The following is an 18,968-nucleotide window of genomic DNA, read 5'->3' as shown; positions in this document are numbered from 1 at the left end:
AAGGACACCGGAGACCTGCTATGGGCGTGACACGCCGTACGCTCCGTCTGGGAGCCTTCCTCCTGGCCCCCGGTTACCACGTCGCCTCCTGGCGGCACCCCACGGCCCGCGCGGACGGCGGCCTGGACTTCGCTCACTACCGCGAGCTCCTGCACACCGCCGAGCGCGGCAAGTTCGACATGTTCTTCGTCGCCGACGGAGTGGGCATCCGCACCCCGTACCGGAACGCCGACGAGCTGAGCCGATGGGGCCGCTTCCTCCAGTTCGACCCGCTGACGCTGCTGTCCGCCCTCGCCGTGCACACCACGCACATCGGTCTCGCGGCGACCGCGTCGACGACGTACAACGAGCCGTTCCACATCGCGCGGAAGTTCGCCTCGATCGATCACCTCAGCGCCGGCCGGGCCGCCTGGAACATCGTCACCTCGGTGACGGACGCCGAGGCGAAGAACTTCAACCGCGACTCCCAGCCCGACCACGCCTCGCGCTACCACCGGGCCAGGGAGTTCATGGAGGTCGTCACCGGCCTGTGGGACAGCTGGGACGACGACGCGTTCGGGTACGACAAGGAGTCCGGGCGCTACTTCGAGCCCGACGGGCTGCACATCCTCGACCACAAGGGCGAGCACTTCTCGGTGCGCGGTCCGCTCAACGTGGCCCGTCCGCCCCAGGGTTACCCCGTGCTCATCCAGGCGGGCGCCTCCGCGGACGGCCAGGACTTCGCCGCCCGCTGGGCCGAGGTGGTGTTCACGGCCGCCCAGACCCTGGACGATGCGCAGACGTTCTACCGCGGCATCAAGAAGCAGGCCGCCGCCTACGGGCGCGACGCCGACCAGATGAAGGTGATGCCCGGTCTCTTCCCCGTGATCGGCCGCACCCGCGCCGAGGCCGAGGACAAGTACGCCGTACTGCAGGAACTGGTCGACCCGGTCGTCGGGCTGGGGCTGCTCACCCAGCTCCTCGGGGACGTCGACATCGCCGGCTGCCCGCTGGACGAGCCGCTGCCCGAACTGCCGACCACCCAGGGCAGTACCAGCCGCCAGCAGCTCGTCTACGACAAGGCGCGCCGCGAGGGTCTGACGATCAGGGAGCTGTACCAGTCGCTGACCGGGGGCCGCGGGCACCGCATCGTCATCGGCACCCCCCAGGACGTCGCCGACCTCATGGAGGAGTGGTTCACCGGGGAGGCCGCCGACGGCTTCAACGTCATGCCGCCCGTGGTCCCCGAGGGCCTGGACGACTTCGTCGACCTCGTGGTGCCCGAGCTGCAGCGCCGGGGCCTGTTCCGCACCGAGTACGAGAGCACCACCCTGCGCGGAAACCTCGGCATCGACCGGCCCGTTCGGGGCGCCGCCGCCGAACTCACGCTCGGCGCGAGCCCGTTACAAGTCCAGGAGTGAGCACACCTCATGCCGTCGTTTGGTAGAACCCTCAGCGAGATACCGCCGTCCCCGTTGGTGGCCGTCGACCGGCTGCTGCGCTCCGGCGCGCACGCCGAACCGGTGCCGCTGCAGCAGGGCAAGACCGTCTTCGAGCCGTGCGTACGGCCGGGCACCTGGGAGCGCGCGGAGTTCGGGATCGCGGCCCACGAGCACGCGCCGCCCGCCGGAGTCCCCGCGCTGCGCTCGGCGTTCGCGGACGCGGCGAGCCGACGCCGGGGCACCCCCGTCGACACCGGGCAGGTCCTGGTGACGAGCGGCGCCACGCACGCCATCGCGGTGACCCTGCACGCCATCCTGGGCCAGGGCGACGAGGTCCTCATCCTGTCCCCGCAGTGGCTCTTCGCCACCGGCCTGGTGTGGGCGGCCGGCGGGACGCCGCGCGAGGTGCCGGTCTTCCTGGAGCTGAGCGAGGACCCCGACTTCGACTTCATCGCGGCGATCGAGCGGGCCGTGGGGCCACGCACGCGGGCGATCTACTTCAACAACCCCAACAATCCGACGGGCTTCCGCCTGGACGAGCAGGCCCTGGGCGCGCTCGCCGAGCTGGCCGCGCGGCACGATCTGTGGCTGATCGCCGACAACGCGTACGAGAACTACGACTTCGGCGACGGCGGCTTTCTCGACATGGCGACCGTTCCCGGTGCGTCCGAGCGCACCTTCTCGGTGCACAGCTGCAGCAAGACCTACGCCATGCCCGGCGCCCGGGTGGGCCATCTGATCTCGCCGCCCGGCGCGGAGGAGATCCTCACCAAGTGGTCGCTGCACACGCTGTACTCGGTGTCCACGGCCGCGCAGTACACCGCGTTCCGGGCGCTCGCCACACCCGCCGACGAGCTCGCGCGGCGCCGGGCGGCGGCGGAGCGCGCATGGCGGCTCGCCGACGCCGCGCTGGAGATCCCGCACACCAGCATCTCGGGCGGGCTCTACACCTTCCTCGACCTGGGCCGGTACGGCGACGGGGCGGAGTTCGTGCGTCGCTGCGCCGAGGCGGGGGTGGGACTCGCACCGGGCCGGGTGTTCGGCGCCCACTGCGACGGCTGGGCCCGGCTCTGCTTCACCGCCGCGCCCGAAGAGGTGGTCGTGGACGCCATCGGCCGTATCAACAAGATCTACTGGGAGGGCGGCCATGACCGTTGACACCACCGTGGCCAGGCCGGCGGCGGCTTCCGCGCTGGCTCCGTATCTGCACCGGTACGACAGCCCGGCACAGCTCGGACTCAAGATCAACGCGTATCGGGGTTACGAGGTGGAAGGCCTCGCCGAGGCGCTGCGCGCACCGGACCTGCACGATGCCCCCGTCGAATGCGTGATGGTCGGCGACTCGTACTTCATGACACACCTGGGCCGCAGCGGCACCACGCTGGCCGGCGAGGCCGAGCAGGAGTGGGGCCTCGCCACCCTCACCGGCCTGGTGGCCGAGGTGCGCAAGGCGCTGGACGCCGAATTCCCGGCGGCCAGACGGCCGTTCCTGCTCGCCGACCTGCCGGACGGGGCGACCCGCAGCCCGGCCACGGCCCGGGCCGCCGCCGACCGGTTCGCGGCGGCCGGCGCGGACGCCGTCAAGATCGAGGTGGTGGGCGAGGGCGAGTTCGCCTGCATCGAGGCAGTGGCGGCGACCGGCACGCCCACCCTGGCGCACCTCGGCTACACCCCGCAGAGCGGCAGCCTGACGCGGCACGGCGATGCCCTGGACAGCGCGCTGGAACTTTTCGCGCAGGCCCGCAGGGCCCGGGGCGCGGGCGGCTGCGGACTGATCGTCGAGATGGTCAGCGAGGCCGTGAACCAGGCGCTGAGCCGACCGCACCCCGAAGGCCTGCCGCTGTACTCGGTGTTCAGCGGCCGGGCCCGCTGGGGCGGCCAGAGCCTCAACCTGTGGGACGCCGTCGTACGCCCCGTACCGGGCGGCCGCTATTTCCCGCCGACCCCGGTGATCGACGCGGCCGAGGTGGCGGAGCGCTACACCCCGGAGCTGATCGCGGACCGCATGCGCGAACTGCTGCGGCTCAGTGTGGCCGGCTGGTTCCCGCTCTCCCCGCGCACCGCCCTGACCCCCCGTGAGACGGCCGAGATCACCGGCATCGACCCCTGGAGTGCCTCATGACCACCGCCGAACCGGCCACCGCAGGGCCGGCGACCCCCGGATCGGACACGGCCGTCTTCGACGAGCTCGAATCGGCCGTACGCACCTACTGCCGGCGCTTTCCCGCCGTCTTCACGCGGGCGGCAGGACACCGCATGTGGGACGCGGACGGCCGCGAGTACACCGACTTCCTGTCGGGCGCCGGTGCGCTGAACTACGGCCACAACCCGCCCGAGGTGCGCGCCGCGCTCATCGACTACCTGCAGGCCGACGGGCCGGTCCACGGCCTCGACCTGCACACCGGCGCGAAGGCCGGGTTCCTGCACCGCTTCCGCGAGGTGGTGCTCGCGCCGCGCGGGCTCGACCACCGGGTGCAGTTCACCGGCCCGACCGGCACCAATGCCGTCGAGGCGGCGTTCAAGACGGCCCGCCGGGTCACCGGACGCACCGACATCATCGCCTTCACCGGCGGCTTCCACGGCCTCTCGCTCGGCGCGCTCGCCGCGTCCGCCACCTCGTTCAAGCGCGGGGCGGCCGGGGTGCCGCTCGGCCACGTCACGCGGATGCCGTACGAGGGGTACGCGGGTGAAGGCGTCGACACCATCGACTACCTCACGCGGATGCTCGACGACCCGGGCAGCGGCATCGACCTGCCCGCGGCCTTCGTGGTGGAGACGGTGCAGGGCGAGGGCGGCCTCGCGGCGGCGAGCGCGCCGTGGCTGCGCAGGCTCGCCGAAGTGGCGCGCGAGCGGGGCATCCTGCTGATCGTCGACGACATCCAGGCCGGGTGCGGGCGCACCGGCACCTTCTTCAGCTTCGAAGAGGCGGGCATCGTCCCCGACCTGATCTGCCTGTCCAAGTCCATCAGCGGCTTCGGGCTGCCCATGGCCCTCGTCCTGGTCCGCCCCGAGCTCGACCAGCTGGGCCCCGGCGAGCACAGCGGCACCTTCCGCGGCAACAACCTGGCCTTCGTCACCGCCACGGCCTGCCTGGACCGCTGGGCGGATCCGGAGTTCGCCTCGCAGGTGCGGCGCAACGCCGCCGCACTGGGAGAGCGACTCACCGAACTGGCCGCCAAGTTCGCGGATCTCGGCTGCACCGTGCTGGGCCGCGGCCTGATCCGCGGGCTCGGGTTCACCGACCCGACGCTCGCGGACCGGGTGTCACGGGCCGCCTTCACGCGCGGACTCCTGGTGGAGACGTCCGGCGCCCGCGGCCAGGTCCTCAAGATCATGCCGCCGATCGTGGCGGACGCCGAAGAGCTGGCGCCCGGCCTCGCCCTCCTCGCCGACGCCATCGCGTCGGCCGCACAAGAGCACGTATCCGAAGGGGACCTGAGTTGAGCATCGCCGAGCACGAGCAGACCATCGAGGGCGACCACGAGGACGGCCACGCGCACGGCATCGACGAGAGCGTGCTGCGCCGGATCGCCGACTCCTGGCCGCGGCGCGCCACGATCCGCACCGATCTGGACCGGATATCGGAGCCGGAGGAGTACGACGAGCAGCTGCCGGACTACCCGGAGCACCTGCTGCCGTTCGCCGAGCACCCCCTGTACCTCGCGGCCGCGCCCGAGCAGCGCCAGAAGGTCCTCACCATGGCCTGGCTGGTCTACAACGAGCGGGTGATCGCGGCCGAGGAGCACGTCGCCAACCCGACCTTCGCCATGATCATGCACGGCGCCTTTCCCGGTGCCGACGGCCTCCAGCTCAAGCGCGCCGTCCAGCAGACGCACGTGGACGAGGTCTGGCACACGTACATGCACATGATCGCGATGCAGCGCACCCGTGAGGTCCGGGAGATCACCGGCGAGCCCGCCTACCCGCACACGGTCACCTACCGCCGCCTCCTGGAGGCCGACGCGAAGGCGTCGGAGCGCTGGGAGCGCGACCTCCTGAAGCTGGTGTGGACGACCGTCTCGGAGATCAGCGTCAACGCCTATCTGGAACTGCTCTCGCGCGACACCACCGTCCAGCCGCTGCACGCCCTGGTGCCCCGGCTGCACGCCCGCGACGAGTCCGCGCACTCCTCCGTCATGGTCGAGGTCGCCAAGGCGCTGTACGTGCACATGAACACCGAACAGCGCCGCGTCTTCGTCGACTCGCTGCCCACGGCGCTGCACGCCTTCGTGGAGCAGGACTTCGCGGTGTGGCCCGGCATTCTGCGGGCGGCCGGGTTCGAGAAGGCCGACGAGATCGTCGAGGACTGCCGTCGCCAGGCCGGCACCGGCCTGCTGGTGCGCGACTTCTCCGGGGTGCGGCGCATCGTGCGCGAGATGGAGCTCGAGGACCAGGTCGACTTCGACTTCGGGACCGAGTGACGTGAAGCTCACCGCGGGCGGCCGCCGGCTCGCCGCCGCTGCGCTCGTCCAGTCGCTCGGCATCGGCCTGTTCATGGCGAGTTCCATGGCGTACTTCACCCGGCAAGTGGACCTTTCGGCGAACCAGGTGGGCTCCGGGCTCGCCCTTGCCGGTGTGGTGGCCCTGGGGACCTCGCTGCTCGGTGGGGCCCTCGCCGACCGGTACGGGGCACGGCGGGTACTCGCCGCCGTGTACCTGGGGCGGGGGGTGTGCTGTGCGGCGTACGTCTTCGTCACGGACTTCTGGCAGTTCATGGCGGTGACGCTGTGCGCGGTGGCGTGCGACAGGGCGGGGCCCCCGGTGCTCCAGGCACTGGTCGCCGCCGCCCTGCCGGAGCGTCAGGAGCGCACCCGGCTGCTCGCGGTGGTCAACGTCGTACGCAACTGCGGACTCGGGGCCGGTGCGATGGCGGCCGGTGTCGCGCTCGCCAGCGACACCCAGGCCGCCTACCGGTTCACGCTGGTCGCCATCGGGCTCGCCTTCCTCGGCGGTGCGGTGCTCGTGCTGCGGGTGCCCGAGCTCGCCGCGCCGACGGCCGGGGCAGCCCCGGACGGTGCAGCGGAACAGCAGGTCAAGAGCCGGGTGGTGCCCGATGCGCGCTATCTGACGCTGACCGGACTCAACTTCCTGCTGTTCTTCTTCGACACGATGCTGCTGGTCGCGATGCCCGTATGGATCCTGGAACACACGGATGCCCCGCGGGCCACCGTGTCCGTGCTGTTCGCGCTGAACACCGTGCTCGTCGTGGCGCTGCAGATCCCGGTCAGCAGGCTGGCGACCGGCCAGCGGCGCACCACCCGGATGCTGACGTGGACGGGCGCCGTGCTCGCGGTGAGCAGTCTGTGCTTCGCCGCGTCGGGCTCCGTCGCGGGCGGGCCCGCGGTGGCGTGGCTGGCCGCCGCGGTGGTGACGCTGTCCCTGGCCGAGGTGATCGCCAACTCCGCGGTGTGGGACCTGTCCATCGCCCTGGCCCCCGAGGAGCAGCGCGGACGCTATCTTTCGGTCTTCAATCTGAGCGTGGCCGGACAGCGGGTCCTCGGCCCCGTCCTGGTCACCGGGCTGCTGCTCGGCTCGGGTGCGCTCGGCTGGGTGGTGGCCGCGGCGGTGCTCGTGGTGGCGGGCGTCGCGGCCGAGCGGGTCGCCCGCGCGGCGGGGGAGCGGATGCGAGTCGAGGTGCCCGTCGATGCCTGAGCTGTCCGTTCTCGTCTTCGCGTCCGTCGCGGTGTTCCTCGGCGCGCTCGTCCAGGGCAGCCTGGGGGTGGGGCTCGCCCTGGTGTCGGCGCCGGTGGTGCAGATCGCCGCGCCGAGTCTGATGCCGGGGTCACTGCTCCTGGTCGCCGCCGTCCTGGCCGCGCTCGGGGCGGTCCGGGAGATCTCCCACACCGACTGGCACGGCGTCTCCTGGGCGATGGCCGGGCGGATCGTGGGCACGGTCGCGGCCTCGTACGTGATCCTCGTGGTCTCGGTGTCGACGCTCGACCTGCTCTCGGCGGGCATCACCCTGGGCGTCGTCTCGCTCCTCGCCTTCGACCCGGCCAGGCTGCCCAAGAACCGGGGCACGCTGATCGCCTCCGGCGCCGTGGCGGGCCTCACCGGGACGACATCGTCCATCGGCGGGCCGTTCATCGCGCTCGTCTACCACCAGGAACCCGGGCCCAGGATCCGTGGCACCCTCAGCGTCTTCTACACGGCAGGGACGCTGCTCTCGCTCGGCTCCCTCACCGTCGTCGGCCGGCTGCCCAGCGAACAACTGGCCTTCGGGGCGATGCTGTTGCCCGCGGTGGTGGCCGGATTCGCGCTGTCGGGGCCGGTCCGGCGGCGGGTGGACGGCGGCGGCCGGATGCGCAACGGAGTGCTCGTCCTCGCGGTCGTCGCCGCGCTCGTCCTTCTCGTCCGGGGGCTGGTCGCCATCGTGACGGGATGAGGGCGGCGGTACGCCACGAGTGCGCCGCATCGGCATGAGCGCGCCGGATCGGCATGAGCGCGTCCGCCCGGACGCGTGAGCAACAAGTACGGAGGAAGGAACGGATCATGCGGGTGGGATTTGCGGGACTGGGGTCCATGGGCGGTGGGATGTGCCGCCGGCTCGCGGAGCGCGGGTTCGACGTGGTCGCGTACGACGCCGAGGCGAGCGTCGCCGCGGCGGCCGGCGCACACCCGGGCGTGCGCACGGCGGCGTCCGTCGCGGATCTGGCCGCGCCGGTGGTGGTCACCATGCTCCCCGACGGAGCGGCAGTTTGGCAGGTGGCCGAGGGGCTGCTCCCGCACCTCGCCGCGGGCTCCCTGATCGTCGACACGGGCTCCTCGGCACCCGAGGACACCCTGGCCCTCGGCCGCGCGGCCGCCGCGTACGAGGTCTCCGTGGTCGACGCGCCGGTCTCCGGATCCCCGGCCGCCGCGCGCGCGGGTGAGCTGACGCTGATGGCCGCGGGCGAACCCGGGGACGTGGAGCGGGCGGAGCACGTGCTCGGCGCGCTCGGCACGGTGTACCGGGTGGGCCCCGCGGGCGCGGGCCACGCGCTGAAGGCGCTCAACAACCTGCTCTCCGCGGTCAATCTCGCCGCGGTCGCCGAAGTCATGCTCGCCGGACGGGCGTTCGGTCTCGAACCCGCGGCGATGCTGGAGGTGATCAACGCGTCCACCGGCCGCAACCACGCCTCGCAGACCAAGCTCCCCGACCATGTGCTGTCCGGCACCTTCGACTCGGGCTTCGCGCTGCGTCTGATGCTCAAGGACATCCGCATCGGCGCGTCGCTGCTCGACTCCGCGGGCGGCCCCGCCGCCTTCGGCCACGCCTGCCGGGAGCTGTGGGAGAAGGCGCACGACGAACTGCCGGCGGGCGCCGACAACGTCGAGGTCGTGCGCTGGCTGGAGAACGCATCGGGACGGGAGCTGCGCGCATGACGCACCAGAACGCACCGCGGATCGCGGTCATCGGCGGAAAGGTCGCCACCCTGAAGAAGGCCCGGCAGGCCGGCTTCGACATCGTCTGGGTGTACGGCCCGCAGGAACTCGACCCGGCAGGGCTGGAGTGGGTGGCCGAGGCCCACCTCACGGACTACCGCGACCCACAGGCCGTCGCCGACCTCCTCGCCGCCGTGCACCGGCACCGGCCGCTGGCCCGGGTCGTCTCGATCATCGAAGACGGCCTGGAGTCGGCCGCGGCCGCGACGACGGCGCTCGGCCTGCCGGGCACCGGCCTCGACACCGTCCGCGTGCTGCAGGACAAGCTGGCCTTCCGGGAGCTGCTCGCCGAGCGGGGCATCGAAGGGGTCGCCGCCCGCCTGGGGCACGACGAGGCCGACATCCGCGCCTTCGTCGCCGAGTTCGGGCCCGCGGTGATCAAGCCCAGGTACGGATCCGGCAGCCTTGGCGTGCGCCTGGTGCAGGGCCCCGACGCGGTCACGGAAGTCGCGGCCTGGGCAGCGGAGTTCGGGCTGCACACGTTCGTGATGGAGCAGTACCTGCAGGGCCCCGAGTTCAGCGTGGAGGCGTTCAGCTTCGCGGGCGAGCACGTGGTCGTCGCGTACACGGCCAAGGAGAAGCTGGACTCGTTCGTCGAGCTCGGCCACGTACAGCCGGCGGGCCTCGACGCGGACACCACGGCCCGGATCGATTCGCTGGTCAGCAGGATGCTGGACGCCGTCGGAGTCACGGACGGCCCCTCGCACACCGAGGTGATCCTCACCTCCGACGGCCCTCGCCTGGTCGAGTCCCACAACCGGCGCGGCGGCGACCGGATCACCGACCTGGCCCACGAGGTGTACGGGACCGACATCGACGCGCTGGGCTTCCTCTGGTACGCGGACCGTACCGCGCCCATCACGCCGGGCCCGGCCAGGGGCGGCGGCGCCATCCGCTTCCTGACCGCCGAGCCGGGCATCGTCGAGTCCGTCACCGGAGCCGACGAGGTGCGCGCCGATCCGCGGGTGGTGGCCCTGCAGCTCTCCGTCGCGCCCGGTGACACGGTGGCCCCCATCGCCTGGTCGTACGACCGGTCCGGGCTGCTCATCGTCCGTGGCGACTCGGCCGACGAAGCGCGTGCCCTGGCCCACGAACTGGCCGCCCGGATCACCATCAGGACCCGGCCCGACACGGCGTCCGGCACACCGCGCTCCATCGCGGCCGTGGCCCCCCGTCCCGAACGGCTGCTCGGCACCACGCCCTCCGGGCCGGGCTCGTGACCACGGCGGCGCCCACGGTCGGCGCCCGTCAGCTGCGCACCGCACTGCGGGGGCACGCCTCCGGCGTCGCGGTGCTCACCGCGGCCACGCCCGCCGGCCCCGCCGGGGTGACGATCACCTCGTTCACCTCGGTGAGCGCCGAACCGGCGCTGGTCTCCTTCGCGCTCGCCGAGACGTCCTCGACCTGGGCCAGGATCAAGGACTGCCACAGGTTCGGGATCCAGCTGCTCGGCGCCGCCCAGCGCGAGGTGGCCGAGCGGTTCGCGGCCGCGGGCGTCGACCGGTTCGCCCCACCCACCCGCTGGCACACCGGCCCGCACGGAGTGCCCCTGCTCGACGACTGCGCCGCCTGGCTGGTCGGCACCCGCCACCACCAACTCGAACTCGGCGACCACCAGTTGATCGTCTGCGCCGTCGAACACGTACGCATCGGTGCCGCGGGCGACAGCCTCGTTCATCTGCACGGGGGCTTGCATGCGGCGCCGGGGGTGCGCGCTGGCGGGGAGGGGCCTGGGAGTGTGGAGGGGTGATTCCCTCTGGGGTGGCGCTACCAGATGGGCTGGCGTTGGCAGGGGCTGATCGGTTCGCTGGGTGGCTTCGTCTCCGAGGCTCCTTTGTGCTTCGTGGCCATCGGAGCCCTGTCGGTGGGCGGGTCCGTCCATGCTGAGGGGCGCGTTCGCCTGTCTTTTCTCCGGCTATGAGGTCGTCGCGGAGGTTGTCGTCTAGCGGAGACCGTATCGGGGGGCTCGCTTCCGAAGATGTTTGGTGGGCGCGGAGTTGGCTATGAGTGTGCCTTCCGGCGAGCTCGGCACGAGGGTGAGGAGCAGGGGCGCCGGCCTCTCGCTGAAATGGGGCGAGAAGAGACGAGAAAGGGGCATACGCGTCGAACGCGCTGAGGTGAGGGGTCGGCCCGTGGTTTCTCACCGAGTGGCTGCGCACCCGAGGGCACTCCGATCCAGTGGATACAGCGGCTGCCCTGGCATGTGATCGTCGGCGCTGTCGTCGTGTTCACCGAATTGGTGCAATGTTCAGGACTCGACCTCGACGAAGCCACCCGGAACTCGAATCCACCGGGGCAAGCGTGCAGGTTCTGCCGTACGACTGGCACTTGGCAGTCGGCGGCCCGGGGCCGGGCCGCAAATCGGGCCTCGGGGACGCCTGAGCCAAGAGCGGTCGAGTTGCCGGAGGACTGGCAGGATCGGATCGATTCCGTGGTCGCATCCCTCGGCAGATATCACGCAACGCTCCGCGTCTTGTGGTCGCCCTGCGGGATCTGCCCTGCCCGGATGTGCTGACGGTGCGGGTGTCTCCAGAGCGCTGCGGGACGCGGTGATCGGGACACTGCTACAAAATCACGGTGGAGCGGCCTTCCTGGCTGTTCTTGGGGAAGCCCCCAGGAGCAGCCAGGAAGAGGTGGGTTCCAGGCGCTCCAGTCAGAGCCGTGTTGCGCTGAAGCCTGGCTCGCTGCTCTGGGGGTGGCGGCCTTCACGACTGCTCGCCGACGCCTGACCCGTGCCGGGGGCCGTTCGAATGGTTCGCGACTTCAAGCGGACGAGATCGGGCAGCCAGCCTATGTGGCGCAGCGTAGGCGCGATACGGCTCAGGACGTAGAAAGCGACCGGCGTTTCGGCATCGTCCTGCGGGAAGTAGAGAGCGTGCTGAAGGGAATCCGTGTCCTGTGGTCTGTCCAGATCGATCAGGAGCGGATGCGGCCGGCCCAAGGCCGCATCAAGGTCCACCCCGGGACGGGCGGTCAGGTGGCGTAGGTCGTCGAGACCGCACACGTCGGCAAACTCAGCCGTGGTGAAAGTCTTCTTGAAACGGGGGGCGGTCACCGGGGAGGGCGACCCATCCCATGATCCGCAGCTTTCCTCCTCCGGCGGCCTGGATGCCGGCCCGCCGTCGGTTGTGAAGATTGGACAGTGGTGCCGGCATTTCCGGCACGACGGCGGGCTGGTACAGGACGAGGTCGCGCTCTCCGTTGTCCCAGCGGGTGTCGTGGATCGTCAGCAGAGGGCGTCCGGGCAGCTGAACCCGCCAGATATCCGCCATGCCTTCGGACTGTGCGCCGGAACATGTTTCGGCGCAGCCCTTCCGCGCCGTTCCTTCTCGTTGCAGCGTGAGCTGATCCATGACTCTCACGGCACTGGTGCCCTCCACCCGTGGGAGGCGCTCGGTGTGCCCCCCTGGGCGGATCGTATTCGTTTAACTACGTTGATGAGTAAGGACATCGAGAATGGGACCACGTGGCCAACGTCCAGAATGTCCACCCCGTAACGGTCAGACCTGCGGATCCACGGAACGCAACAGTTCGAGGAGCCCCTGCGCAGGAAGCAACTGGTCATCGGTGACGGGGTCGGGGCTGAAGTGCATCAAGTCGTTGCGGAAGCGGCGGCAGTCCTCAAGCGCTGCGAGGAAGTGCTGCTGGTCGATGGCCCATCCGAGGGCGGCCCAGTTCTCAGGGGCCTTGAGCAGGTGCCCGTAGGCCCCGAAGGTCATGTTGGCGGCAGAGTTCACCTGAGCGGCGCGGCCCCGAGGTACGGCCGCCTTGATGCGGTCGAGCGGAATGCACCGGTCGACCACACGGCGCAGACGCTGCTCGATCTCCTCCACGAGCACGAAAGGGCGTACCCGGGTGCCGAATTGGACGGTCAGGTCGGAGGCGGTGATCAGACCGCAGACCTTGTGGTCGTGATCGCGCACCAGAACGTATCCGGACTGCTCGATGGTCCCGATCCAGTCGAGCAGGTCGTCCGACCGATCCGCTTCCTGGCCACGGACCGTCGCCGCCTGTAGATCGGCCCCGGGATCGGCCATGCGGGCGCGCCCGATCGACTCCCAGCTGACGACGCCGCGCAGTCGCCCGTCCGCGTCGAGGACGGGAAGCTGGCCGTAACCGCGCAACACCATGATCGTCATGGCCGTCCCGAGGCTGTCCCCGACCTGCACGGACTCGGGCATGCGATTGGCGGATTCGAGGTTGCTCACCCGGTAGGCGACGGTTTGAACATCGGCTTCTTCGTCGGGCAGTTGGCCAGCGGCGTGCGCGGCGCTCTGGACCGCGGCCGACAGATCGCTGCTGCCGGAGAGCCTGGTCACCGCGCTCGTTCCCGATTCGTCGGGCTCGGCGCCGCCCGCCAGTACCGCGATCTGACTGTCCAGCGTGCCCTCGGTGAAGGGCGGAATGGTGACCAGACCGCGTGTTTCCAGGCCGCTCTTGATTTGCTCGGTCGCCGCCGGATAACGACGCTGGACACCCCAGACGCCGAGGAAGTCCCGGATGGACAGGGTGAGCGGCTCGTCCGCGCTGCGCCGGCGCACTTCCTCGTACAGCTTCGCGGGTTCGGTGAGGGTGGCGGCGAACTCGTCGGCGTCAGGACGCCCGGGGTCGGGTTTGCCTTCGGATAAGGCGGCCACGCGTTCCGCTGCCCCGAACCTGCTGAGTTCGAAAACGGTGAGCAGTGAGCCCATGCTGTCCAGAAGGTCTGACTGCACCACTTGCCGGTCGATGTCCCTGACGAGCCACTCGACTCGTCGTACATGGCGCATCCCGTCGGCGGCGGCCGTGCGGTACTCGTAGGCGCCGTCCACGCGTCCGACGGCCACGAGCAGGGACTTCAGTGGAAGGACGACGAGATCGCCGGGCTGGATCTCGTGGACGAAGCGGTAGAGCTGCCCGGTCCAGTTGCCGACCGTGTACGGCCCTTCGTCGGGGTAGGCGGCGGCCACGGATGCCCTGATGTCGTCTCGTGTGGTGGTGTCGGCGAGATCTCCCAGACCGAGCCACCCGGCGAGGAGAACACCGTCCTCCAGCGCTGCCTGTTCCCGCTCACCGTTCTCTCCCGCACGTACCACCCAGGCCCGCATACTGCACCTCTCCGTAAGCATCTGACGCATGATCGCGCGGCGCGACACTGCAGGAGCCAGCCTGCCAACATCGCCTGGAAAACGTCCACTTGAAAGTCGGTGAGTGCGGCTTCTCAGTTGTCCGTGCGACTCCGCATACAGCCCGTAGACTGATCGACGGCAGCGTGACCGGGGTGAAGGTCGCGACGCGAGTATGGGGGGTACGAGAGCGCCGATGAAGCCGCTGGACACCGATGCCGACCCATGTGTGGTGGGGCCGTTCGAACTGCTCGCCCGGCTTGGCGAGGGGGGCATGGGTATTGCCTATGTGGCCCACAGGATCCGCCTGGACGGCCTATCGGACGAGCTGGCCGCGGCGTATCGCCTGATCGAGTCCGATGACTCCGCTGAGGACGACGAGTCGCGGCTCGTCGTGGTCAAGATGATTCAGCCGGACTTGCTGGACGGTGAGCCACAGGCCCGGGAGCGGTTCGGCAGGGAGATCGACGCCGTGCGTGCCGTGGTCGGCGGCCGCGTGCCAGCCGTGATCGCGGCGGATCCGGAGGCCGTCGACCCTTGGTTCGCCATGGACTACATCGCGGGGCCTTCCCTGCAGATCATGGTGAAGGAATCCGGCACTTTCGCTGTGGGGCCGTATGCCGCGCTCGGCCTGGCCCTCGTGGATGCCTTGCGCGCCATCCATGGTGCGAGACTGCTGCACCGTGATCTCAAGCCCCGCAACGTCGTTCTCGGCCCGGACGGCCCCGTGGTGCTGGACTTCGGTCTGGCGGTTCTCTCCGAGCGGCAGTCCAGCCAGGCGCTCACCCGGACCGGCGACCGCTTGGGCACGCGCCCGTACATGCCTCTCGAACAGCTCACGGACACCAAGCACGTCAAGGAACCCGCTGATGTGTACGCGCTCGGAGCCACCCTGTTCTTCGCCCTGACGGGCAGGCCTCCTTACCCGATCGTGCCGCTGATGACCGAACCGAACTGGGACGGCATCGACACTGCCTTCATGCCGCTGCTGGCTCAGATACTGGTGCCCGCACCGGGGCGGCGTCCGGATCTCGACGCCGTGGAGACCAGTTTGCTTGCCCTGCTGGCCGGCGCCGATCTGACACCCGACCTCGCGGCGGAGCAACTCAGGGCCCTCGTCGCCGCTGCCGGCCTGACTCCCGAGCTGCCTTCCGGGGTGCTCGCCGACCGCGCCGACCCGGCCGTGCGTGAACTGGCCCAGAAGGCGGTCGATGCGGGTGCGGCACCGGACGCCCCATGGGCCGAGGGTGCCGCCGCGGATCTGGCCGTCGACGACCTCGGCTTCTACGGGATCGTGGACACGGATGAGATGGACAGGGCGGCGGAGGTCGACGACCGGGCCGACAGCCCCGACGCTTACCCGCCGACACTCGTCGACCCCGCCCCGGCGCAGCCCGTGGAACCCGTCCCGCAGCCGACGCCCGGCGACGAGGCCCCTCCCCAGCCGGAGCCCGACAACGGCCCCAGCCCCACGAGCTACCGCCTCGCACCCCCGCAGCCCGCGAAGGAACCGTCGCCCCACGCCCCGCAATCGCCTCCCCCGGCCGCGCAGAATGTCGCCTCCCGGTTGCGCAAGGCGTACGCACACCGCGGGAACTTGTAGCGCGGGCAAAAGGTGCATAAGGGGCCTCGCGAAAGTCTCTTGGTCGCCTCCCATTTGGGACCGATCCGTCACCTTGCGCCGACTGGTCCCGCCCCGCCCTGCCGGAGCCATAGGCTTCTCCGGGACCCCACAACCCGGAGCCACCACTCGCACTGCCGCGGCCCCACCGCCGCAGCGTGCCCTCGCACGACCCGAAAGGACCCGCCCGACATGCCCGACGCAGTGCCCGGCAGCAGCTCCGAGGCCCCGCCCGCCGCCCAGGCCACGGCGGCAGAGGGGCCTCCGCCGGCCGGCACGGTGATCGAGGTGCGTGACGAGGAGTGGATGGTCCGCAACAGCAAGCGACTGCCGTCCGGCGAGTTCCTCATCGAGGCGGTCGGCGCATCCGACCTGGTGCGCGGCCAGGAGGCCCGGTTCCTGGCGCCCACGATGGACGAGCTCCGCATCCTGCGCCCCGAGGACACCCGGCTCATCGCCGACGGCTCGCCGCATTTCCGGCGCAGCCGCCTCTTCCTGGAGGCCGTGCTGCGCAAGACGGCGCTGCCTCAGCGGGAGCGGCGCCTCGCGCTGACCGACGGATTTCTGCTCGACCGCATGGACTACCAGCTGCGGCCCGCCGCCAAGGCACTGGCGAATCCGCTGCGGCCCCGGCTGCTGATCGGCGATGTGGTCGGTCTCGGCAAGACCCTGGAGATCGGGGCGCTGCTCGGCGAGCTGATCCGGCGCGGCCGCGGCGAGCGCATCCTGGTCGTCACACCCGCGCCCGTCCTCGAACAGTTCCAGCACGAGATGTGGACGCGCTTCTCCCTGCCGCTGGTCCGGCTCGACAGCGCGGGCATCGCCCGCATCGAGCGGAAGATCCCGGCGGGCCGCAATCCGTTCACGTACTACAAGCGCGTGATCGTCTCCATGGACACGCTCAAGAACCCCAAGCGCTACCGTCCATGGCTGGAGAACCTCCGCTGGGACGCCGTGGTCATCGACGAGTCCCACAACCTCATCAACCAGGGCAGCGAGCGCCGCGCCCTGGCCGACCTGCTCGCTGAACAGACGGACGCGCTGATCCTGGCGAGCGCGACCCCGCACAACGGCAACATGCCCGCCTTCACCGGCCTGATCCGCCTCCTCGACCCCATGGCGGTCAAGGACCCGCAACACCCGAAGCCGGCGGAGCTGGAACACCTGATGCTGCGCCGGACCAAGGTCAGCACCGAGGTGGCGGACCAGCTCAAGGGACACTGGGCGCCGCGCGGTGGTTCCCACCCGGTGCGCTGCCAGGCCAACTCGCTGGAGGAGGAGGTCTTCCAGGAGCTCGCCGACCACTGGCTGAAGCGGCCGGACCAGCAGGCCGGCGCGGAGGACCGTCTCTTTCCCTACGTCCTGCTCAAGTCCTTCCTGTCCTCGCACCGCGCGCTGTTCGTCACGGTGCGCGAGCGGCTTGTCAAGACCGGACATGTCCTCCCCGAGCGGCACAAGATCACTGACGAACCGCCGTCCGAGGTCGAGGCGCGCACACCCGAGTCGGCGTCCCTCCTGCGTCTGTTGGAGCTGGCCCGCGCCATCGACCGGGCGGCCGCCGGAGACGGCGGGCTGACCGCCACCTCCAAGCTGGCGGGCCTGGTCGAGGAGCTGCGCCGCATCGGAGTGAAGGCGGGCAGCCCCACGCGTGCGGTCGTTTTCTCCGAACGCCGCGAAACCCTTGACTGGCTGGGCGAGGTGCTCCCGCCGCTGCTCGGCTGGACGGTGAAGGAGGACGCCAAGGCCGCGGTCAAGGTCCTGCACAGCACCGGTGTCTCGGACCGGGTCCAGATGGAGTACGTCGACGAGTTCGCCCGTGCGGGCGGCGACGTACGGCTGCTGCTCACCGGCGACGGCGCCTCCGAGGGGGTCAACCTGCACCGCCAGTGCCACCACCTGATCCACTGGGACCTGCCGTGGAGCCTGATCAGGGTCGAGCAGCGCAACGGTCGCATCGACCGCTACGGGCAGACCCGGCCGCCCGAGTTCCGCGCCATGGTCCTGGAGTCGGCGGTGGACGGGGCGCTGGACGACACGGATATCGCCGAGAAGGTCCTGGCCCGCGAGGAGCGGGTGCATGCGATCCTCGGCGCTGTCGAAGCGGCGACGAAGGTGAACGACGGCGCGCTGGAGGAGAAGCGCGTCATGGAAGCCCTCTTCAAGGGTGAGGCACCCCAGCAGGCCGTGGACGACCTGCAGATCGTTTCCCTGGACGACAGCGCAGCCCCCGTGGACCTGCCTCTCGCTCAGCAGCTGAACGCCGAGTTCGGCGCGGAGGGCGATCCGTACGACGACTCGACGACGTTCGGCTTCGACGAGGACTACGAGGCGGACGCGGGCTTCGACTTCGACGACGCCCCGGACGAGACGGACTTCCCGGACGCGACGGCGGCGGACGAGGCCCGAGCAGCACCGGCCGCGGACGGCGGCCACACCCCCCTCCGCGTCGTCGAAGAGCTGCGCCTGTTCACCGACCGCCGCGACTACGTTCTCGCCGGCCTGGAGGAACTCGCCGACCTGGAGCCGTTCCGCCTGGACACCACCGTGAACGGTACGGACCTGAGCTTCGACACCCCCGAGGATCTCGCCGACCGGCTCGACGTCCTGCCTCCCGGCTATCTGCGCGACCACGGCATCACGCGCCGCGTGAAGCTCACCTTCAGCCGCGAGGACGCGGCCGACTCCCTGCGGCGGGCCCGGGAGGACCTCGACTCCCCGTCGCTGTGGCCGGACGCCCACTACGTCGGTGAGCTGCACCCCGTCCTGGAGTGGATCACCGACAAGGTCCTGGTGCAGCTGGGCCGCCAGCAGGCGCCCGTGATCCAGGTGAACCGCAGCGCCCGCGTACCGGAGCCGGTCCTTCTCACCCAGGGCGTGTGGTCCAACCAGGACGGCCGCCCGACGGTCGTGACCTGGCTGGCCGTCGACCGGTTGGACCGGGACGGTGAGGAGCCCCGGGTGCGGGAACTGACCCGGCCGCTCCTCGCTGAGCTCGGCCTGCGCCCTGACATGCCGGACCACTTTGCTCAGGGTGACCCGGCGGCGCTCCAGCACCACGTCCCGGCGGCCGTGGCCGCCACCCGTCGTGAGATGGACCGGCTGCGGGCCGAGGCGGAGAAGCACATCGACCGTCCGCTGCGGGAGTACGAGACGGAGGTCGGCCGCTGGCTGGAGCAGCCGCTGCCCGGCTTCAGCGGCGGACGCACCGCCCGCGAACGGGCCGCCGAGAACCTCGAGAAGGCCGCGACGCGGCTGCGCACGACCGGCGACCCGATGATCAGGGTCCTGGCCGCCCTGGAGCCCAGCTCATGACCGCAGCCAGCGCGCCCGCCCCGGCACACACCCCGAACAACCCGGCGGACCAGGCGCAGGATGGTCCCCGCCCCACCACTGACG

Annotated in this window: 15 protein-coding genes; 12 read left to right on the top strand and 3 right to left on the bottom strand. The window is 70.8% G+C overall.

What is annotated here, in order from left to right; all coding sequences use genetic code 11:
- Positions 1–20 precede the first annotated feature (20 nt).
- The 10 genes from Scani_RS01450 (at position 21) to Scani_RS01405 (ending at position 10,596) form a co-directional block, all read left to right on the top strand.
- Positions 21–1,400 (top strand): LLM class flavin-dependent oxidoreductase, encoded by a 1,380-nt coding sequence (locus Scani_RS01450; RefSeq protein ID WP_159469190.1) that lies wholly within the window; start codon positions 21–23, stop codon positions 1,398–1,400.
- Positions 1,401–1,409: 9 nt separating this feature from the next.
- Complete coding sequence (locus Scani_RS01445) at positions 1,410–2,579, top strand: pyridoxal phosphate-dependent aminotransferase (RefSeq protein ID WP_159469188.1); 1,170 nt, start codon at positions 1,410–1,412, stop codon at positions 2,577–2,579.
- A complete protein-coding gene (locus Scani_RS01440; protein ID WP_159469186.1) occupies positions 2,569–3,543 on the top strand; it encodes a 3-methyl-2-oxobutanoate hydroxymethyltransferase in 975 nt (324 codons plus the stop codon). Before Scani_RS01445 ends, Scani_RS01440 begins: the two co-directional genes overlap by 11 nt.
- Positions 3,540–4,865 (top strand): diaminobutyrate--2-oxoglutarate transaminase, encoded by a 1,326-nt coding sequence (gene ectB / locus Scani_RS01435; protein WP_159469184.1) that lies wholly within the window; start codon positions 3,540–3,542, stop codon positions 4,863–4,865. The genes Scani_RS01440 and ectB overlap by 4 nt, the downstream gene beginning before the upstream one ends.
- A complete protein-coding gene (locus tag Scani_RS01430; protein WP_246295424.1) occupies positions 4,862–5,842 on the top strand; it encodes a diiron oxygenase in 981 nt (326 codons plus the stop codon). Before ectB ends, Scani_RS01430 begins: the two co-directional genes overlap by 4 nt.
- Position 5,843: 1 nt before the next feature.
- Entirely contained in the window at positions 5,844–7,073 is a 1,230-nt protein-coding gene (locus Scani_RS01425) for an MFS transporter (protein WP_159469182.1), read from the top strand.
- Positions 7,066–7,806, top strand: coding sequence for a TSUP family transporter (locus Scani_RS01420; RefSeq protein WP_159469180.1), 741 nt, complete (start codon positions 7,066–7,068; stop codon positions 7,804–7,806). The genes Scani_RS01425 and Scani_RS01420 overlap by 8 nt, the downstream gene beginning before the upstream one ends.
- A 107-nt stretch (positions 7,807–7,913) precedes the next feature.
- Positions 7,914–8,786, top strand: a complete 873-nt coding sequence (locus tag Scani_RS01415) for an NAD(P)-dependent oxidoreductase (RefSeq protein ID WP_159469178.1) — start codon at positions 7,914–7,916, stop codon at positions 8,784–8,786.
- On the top strand, positions 8,783–10,066 hold the full coding sequence (locus Scani_RS01410) for an ATP-grasp domain-containing protein (protein WP_159469175.1): 1,284 nt from the start codon (positions 8,783–8,785) through the stop codon (positions 10,064–10,066). Before Scani_RS01415 ends, Scani_RS01410 begins: the two co-directional genes overlap by 4 nt.
- Positions 10,063–10,596 carry a flavin reductase family protein gene (locus tag Scani_RS01405; RefSeq protein WP_159469173.1) on the top strand — a complete coding sequence of 178 codons (534 nt, stop codon included), beginning with the start codon at positions 10,063–10,065 and terminating at the stop codon, positions 10,594–10,596. Before Scani_RS01410 ends, Scani_RS01405 begins: the two co-directional genes overlap by 4 nt.
- Positions 10,597–11,499: 903 nt before the next feature.
- On the opposite strand, the gene Scani_RS40220 is transcribed toward Scani_RS01405, so the two are convergent.
- The 3 genes from Scani_RS40220 to Scani_RS01395 all read right to left on the bottom strand — a co-directional run bounded on the left by Scani_RS40220 (position 11,500) and on the right by Scani_RS01395 (position 13,933).
- Complete coding sequence (locus tag Scani_RS40220) at positions 11,500–11,901, bottom strand: hypothetical protein (protein ID WP_174872591.1); 402 nt, start codon at positions 11,899–11,901, stop codon at positions 11,500–11,502.
- Positions 11,861–12,199: a hypothetical protein gene (locus Scani_RS40215; RefSeq protein WP_174872590.1), complete on the bottom strand. Its 339-nt coding sequence runs from the start codon at positions 12,197–12,199 to the stop codon at positions 11,861–11,863. Before Scani_RS40215 ends, Scani_RS40220 begins: the two co-directional genes overlap by 41 nt.
- Positions 12,200–12,346: 147 nt before the next feature.
- A complete protein-coding gene (locus Scani_RS01395) occupies positions 12,347–13,933 on the bottom strand; it encodes a CBS domain-containing anti-phage protein (protein WP_159469171.1) in 1,587 nt (528 codons plus the stop codon).
- A gap of 214 nt (positions 13,934–14,147) precedes the next feature.
- Here Scani_RS01395 and Scani_RS01390 point away from each other — a divergent pair, with 214 nt between their 5' ends.
- Both Scani_RS01390 and Scani_RS01385 read left to right on the top strand, forming a co-directional pair.
- The gene (locus Scani_RS01390; protein ID WP_159469158.1) at positions 14,148–15,554 is read left to right on the top strand and encodes a serine/threonine-protein kinase; all 1,407 of its coding nucleotides are present in this window, start codon (positions 14,148–14,150) and stop codon (positions 15,552–15,554) included.
- Between the two features lie 210 nt (positions 15,555–15,764).
- Positions 15,765–18,884 carry a DEAD/DEAH box helicase gene (locus tag Scani_RS01385; protein ID WP_159469156.1) on the top strand — a complete coding sequence of 1,040 codons (3,120 nt, stop codon included), beginning with the start codon at positions 15,765–15,767 and terminating at the stop codon, positions 18,882–18,884.
- Positions 18,885–18,968 lie beyond the last annotated feature (84 nt).

This window comes from Streptomyces caniferus (assembly GCF_009811555.1).
In the GTDB taxonomy this organism is placed as follows: Bacteria; Actinomycetota; Actinomycetes; order Streptomycetales; family Streptomycetaceae; genus Streptomyces; species Streptomyces caniferus.
The sequence above is the reverse complement of the archived record's forward strand: the minus strand, read 5'-3'. Positions and strand labels throughout refer to the sequence as shown.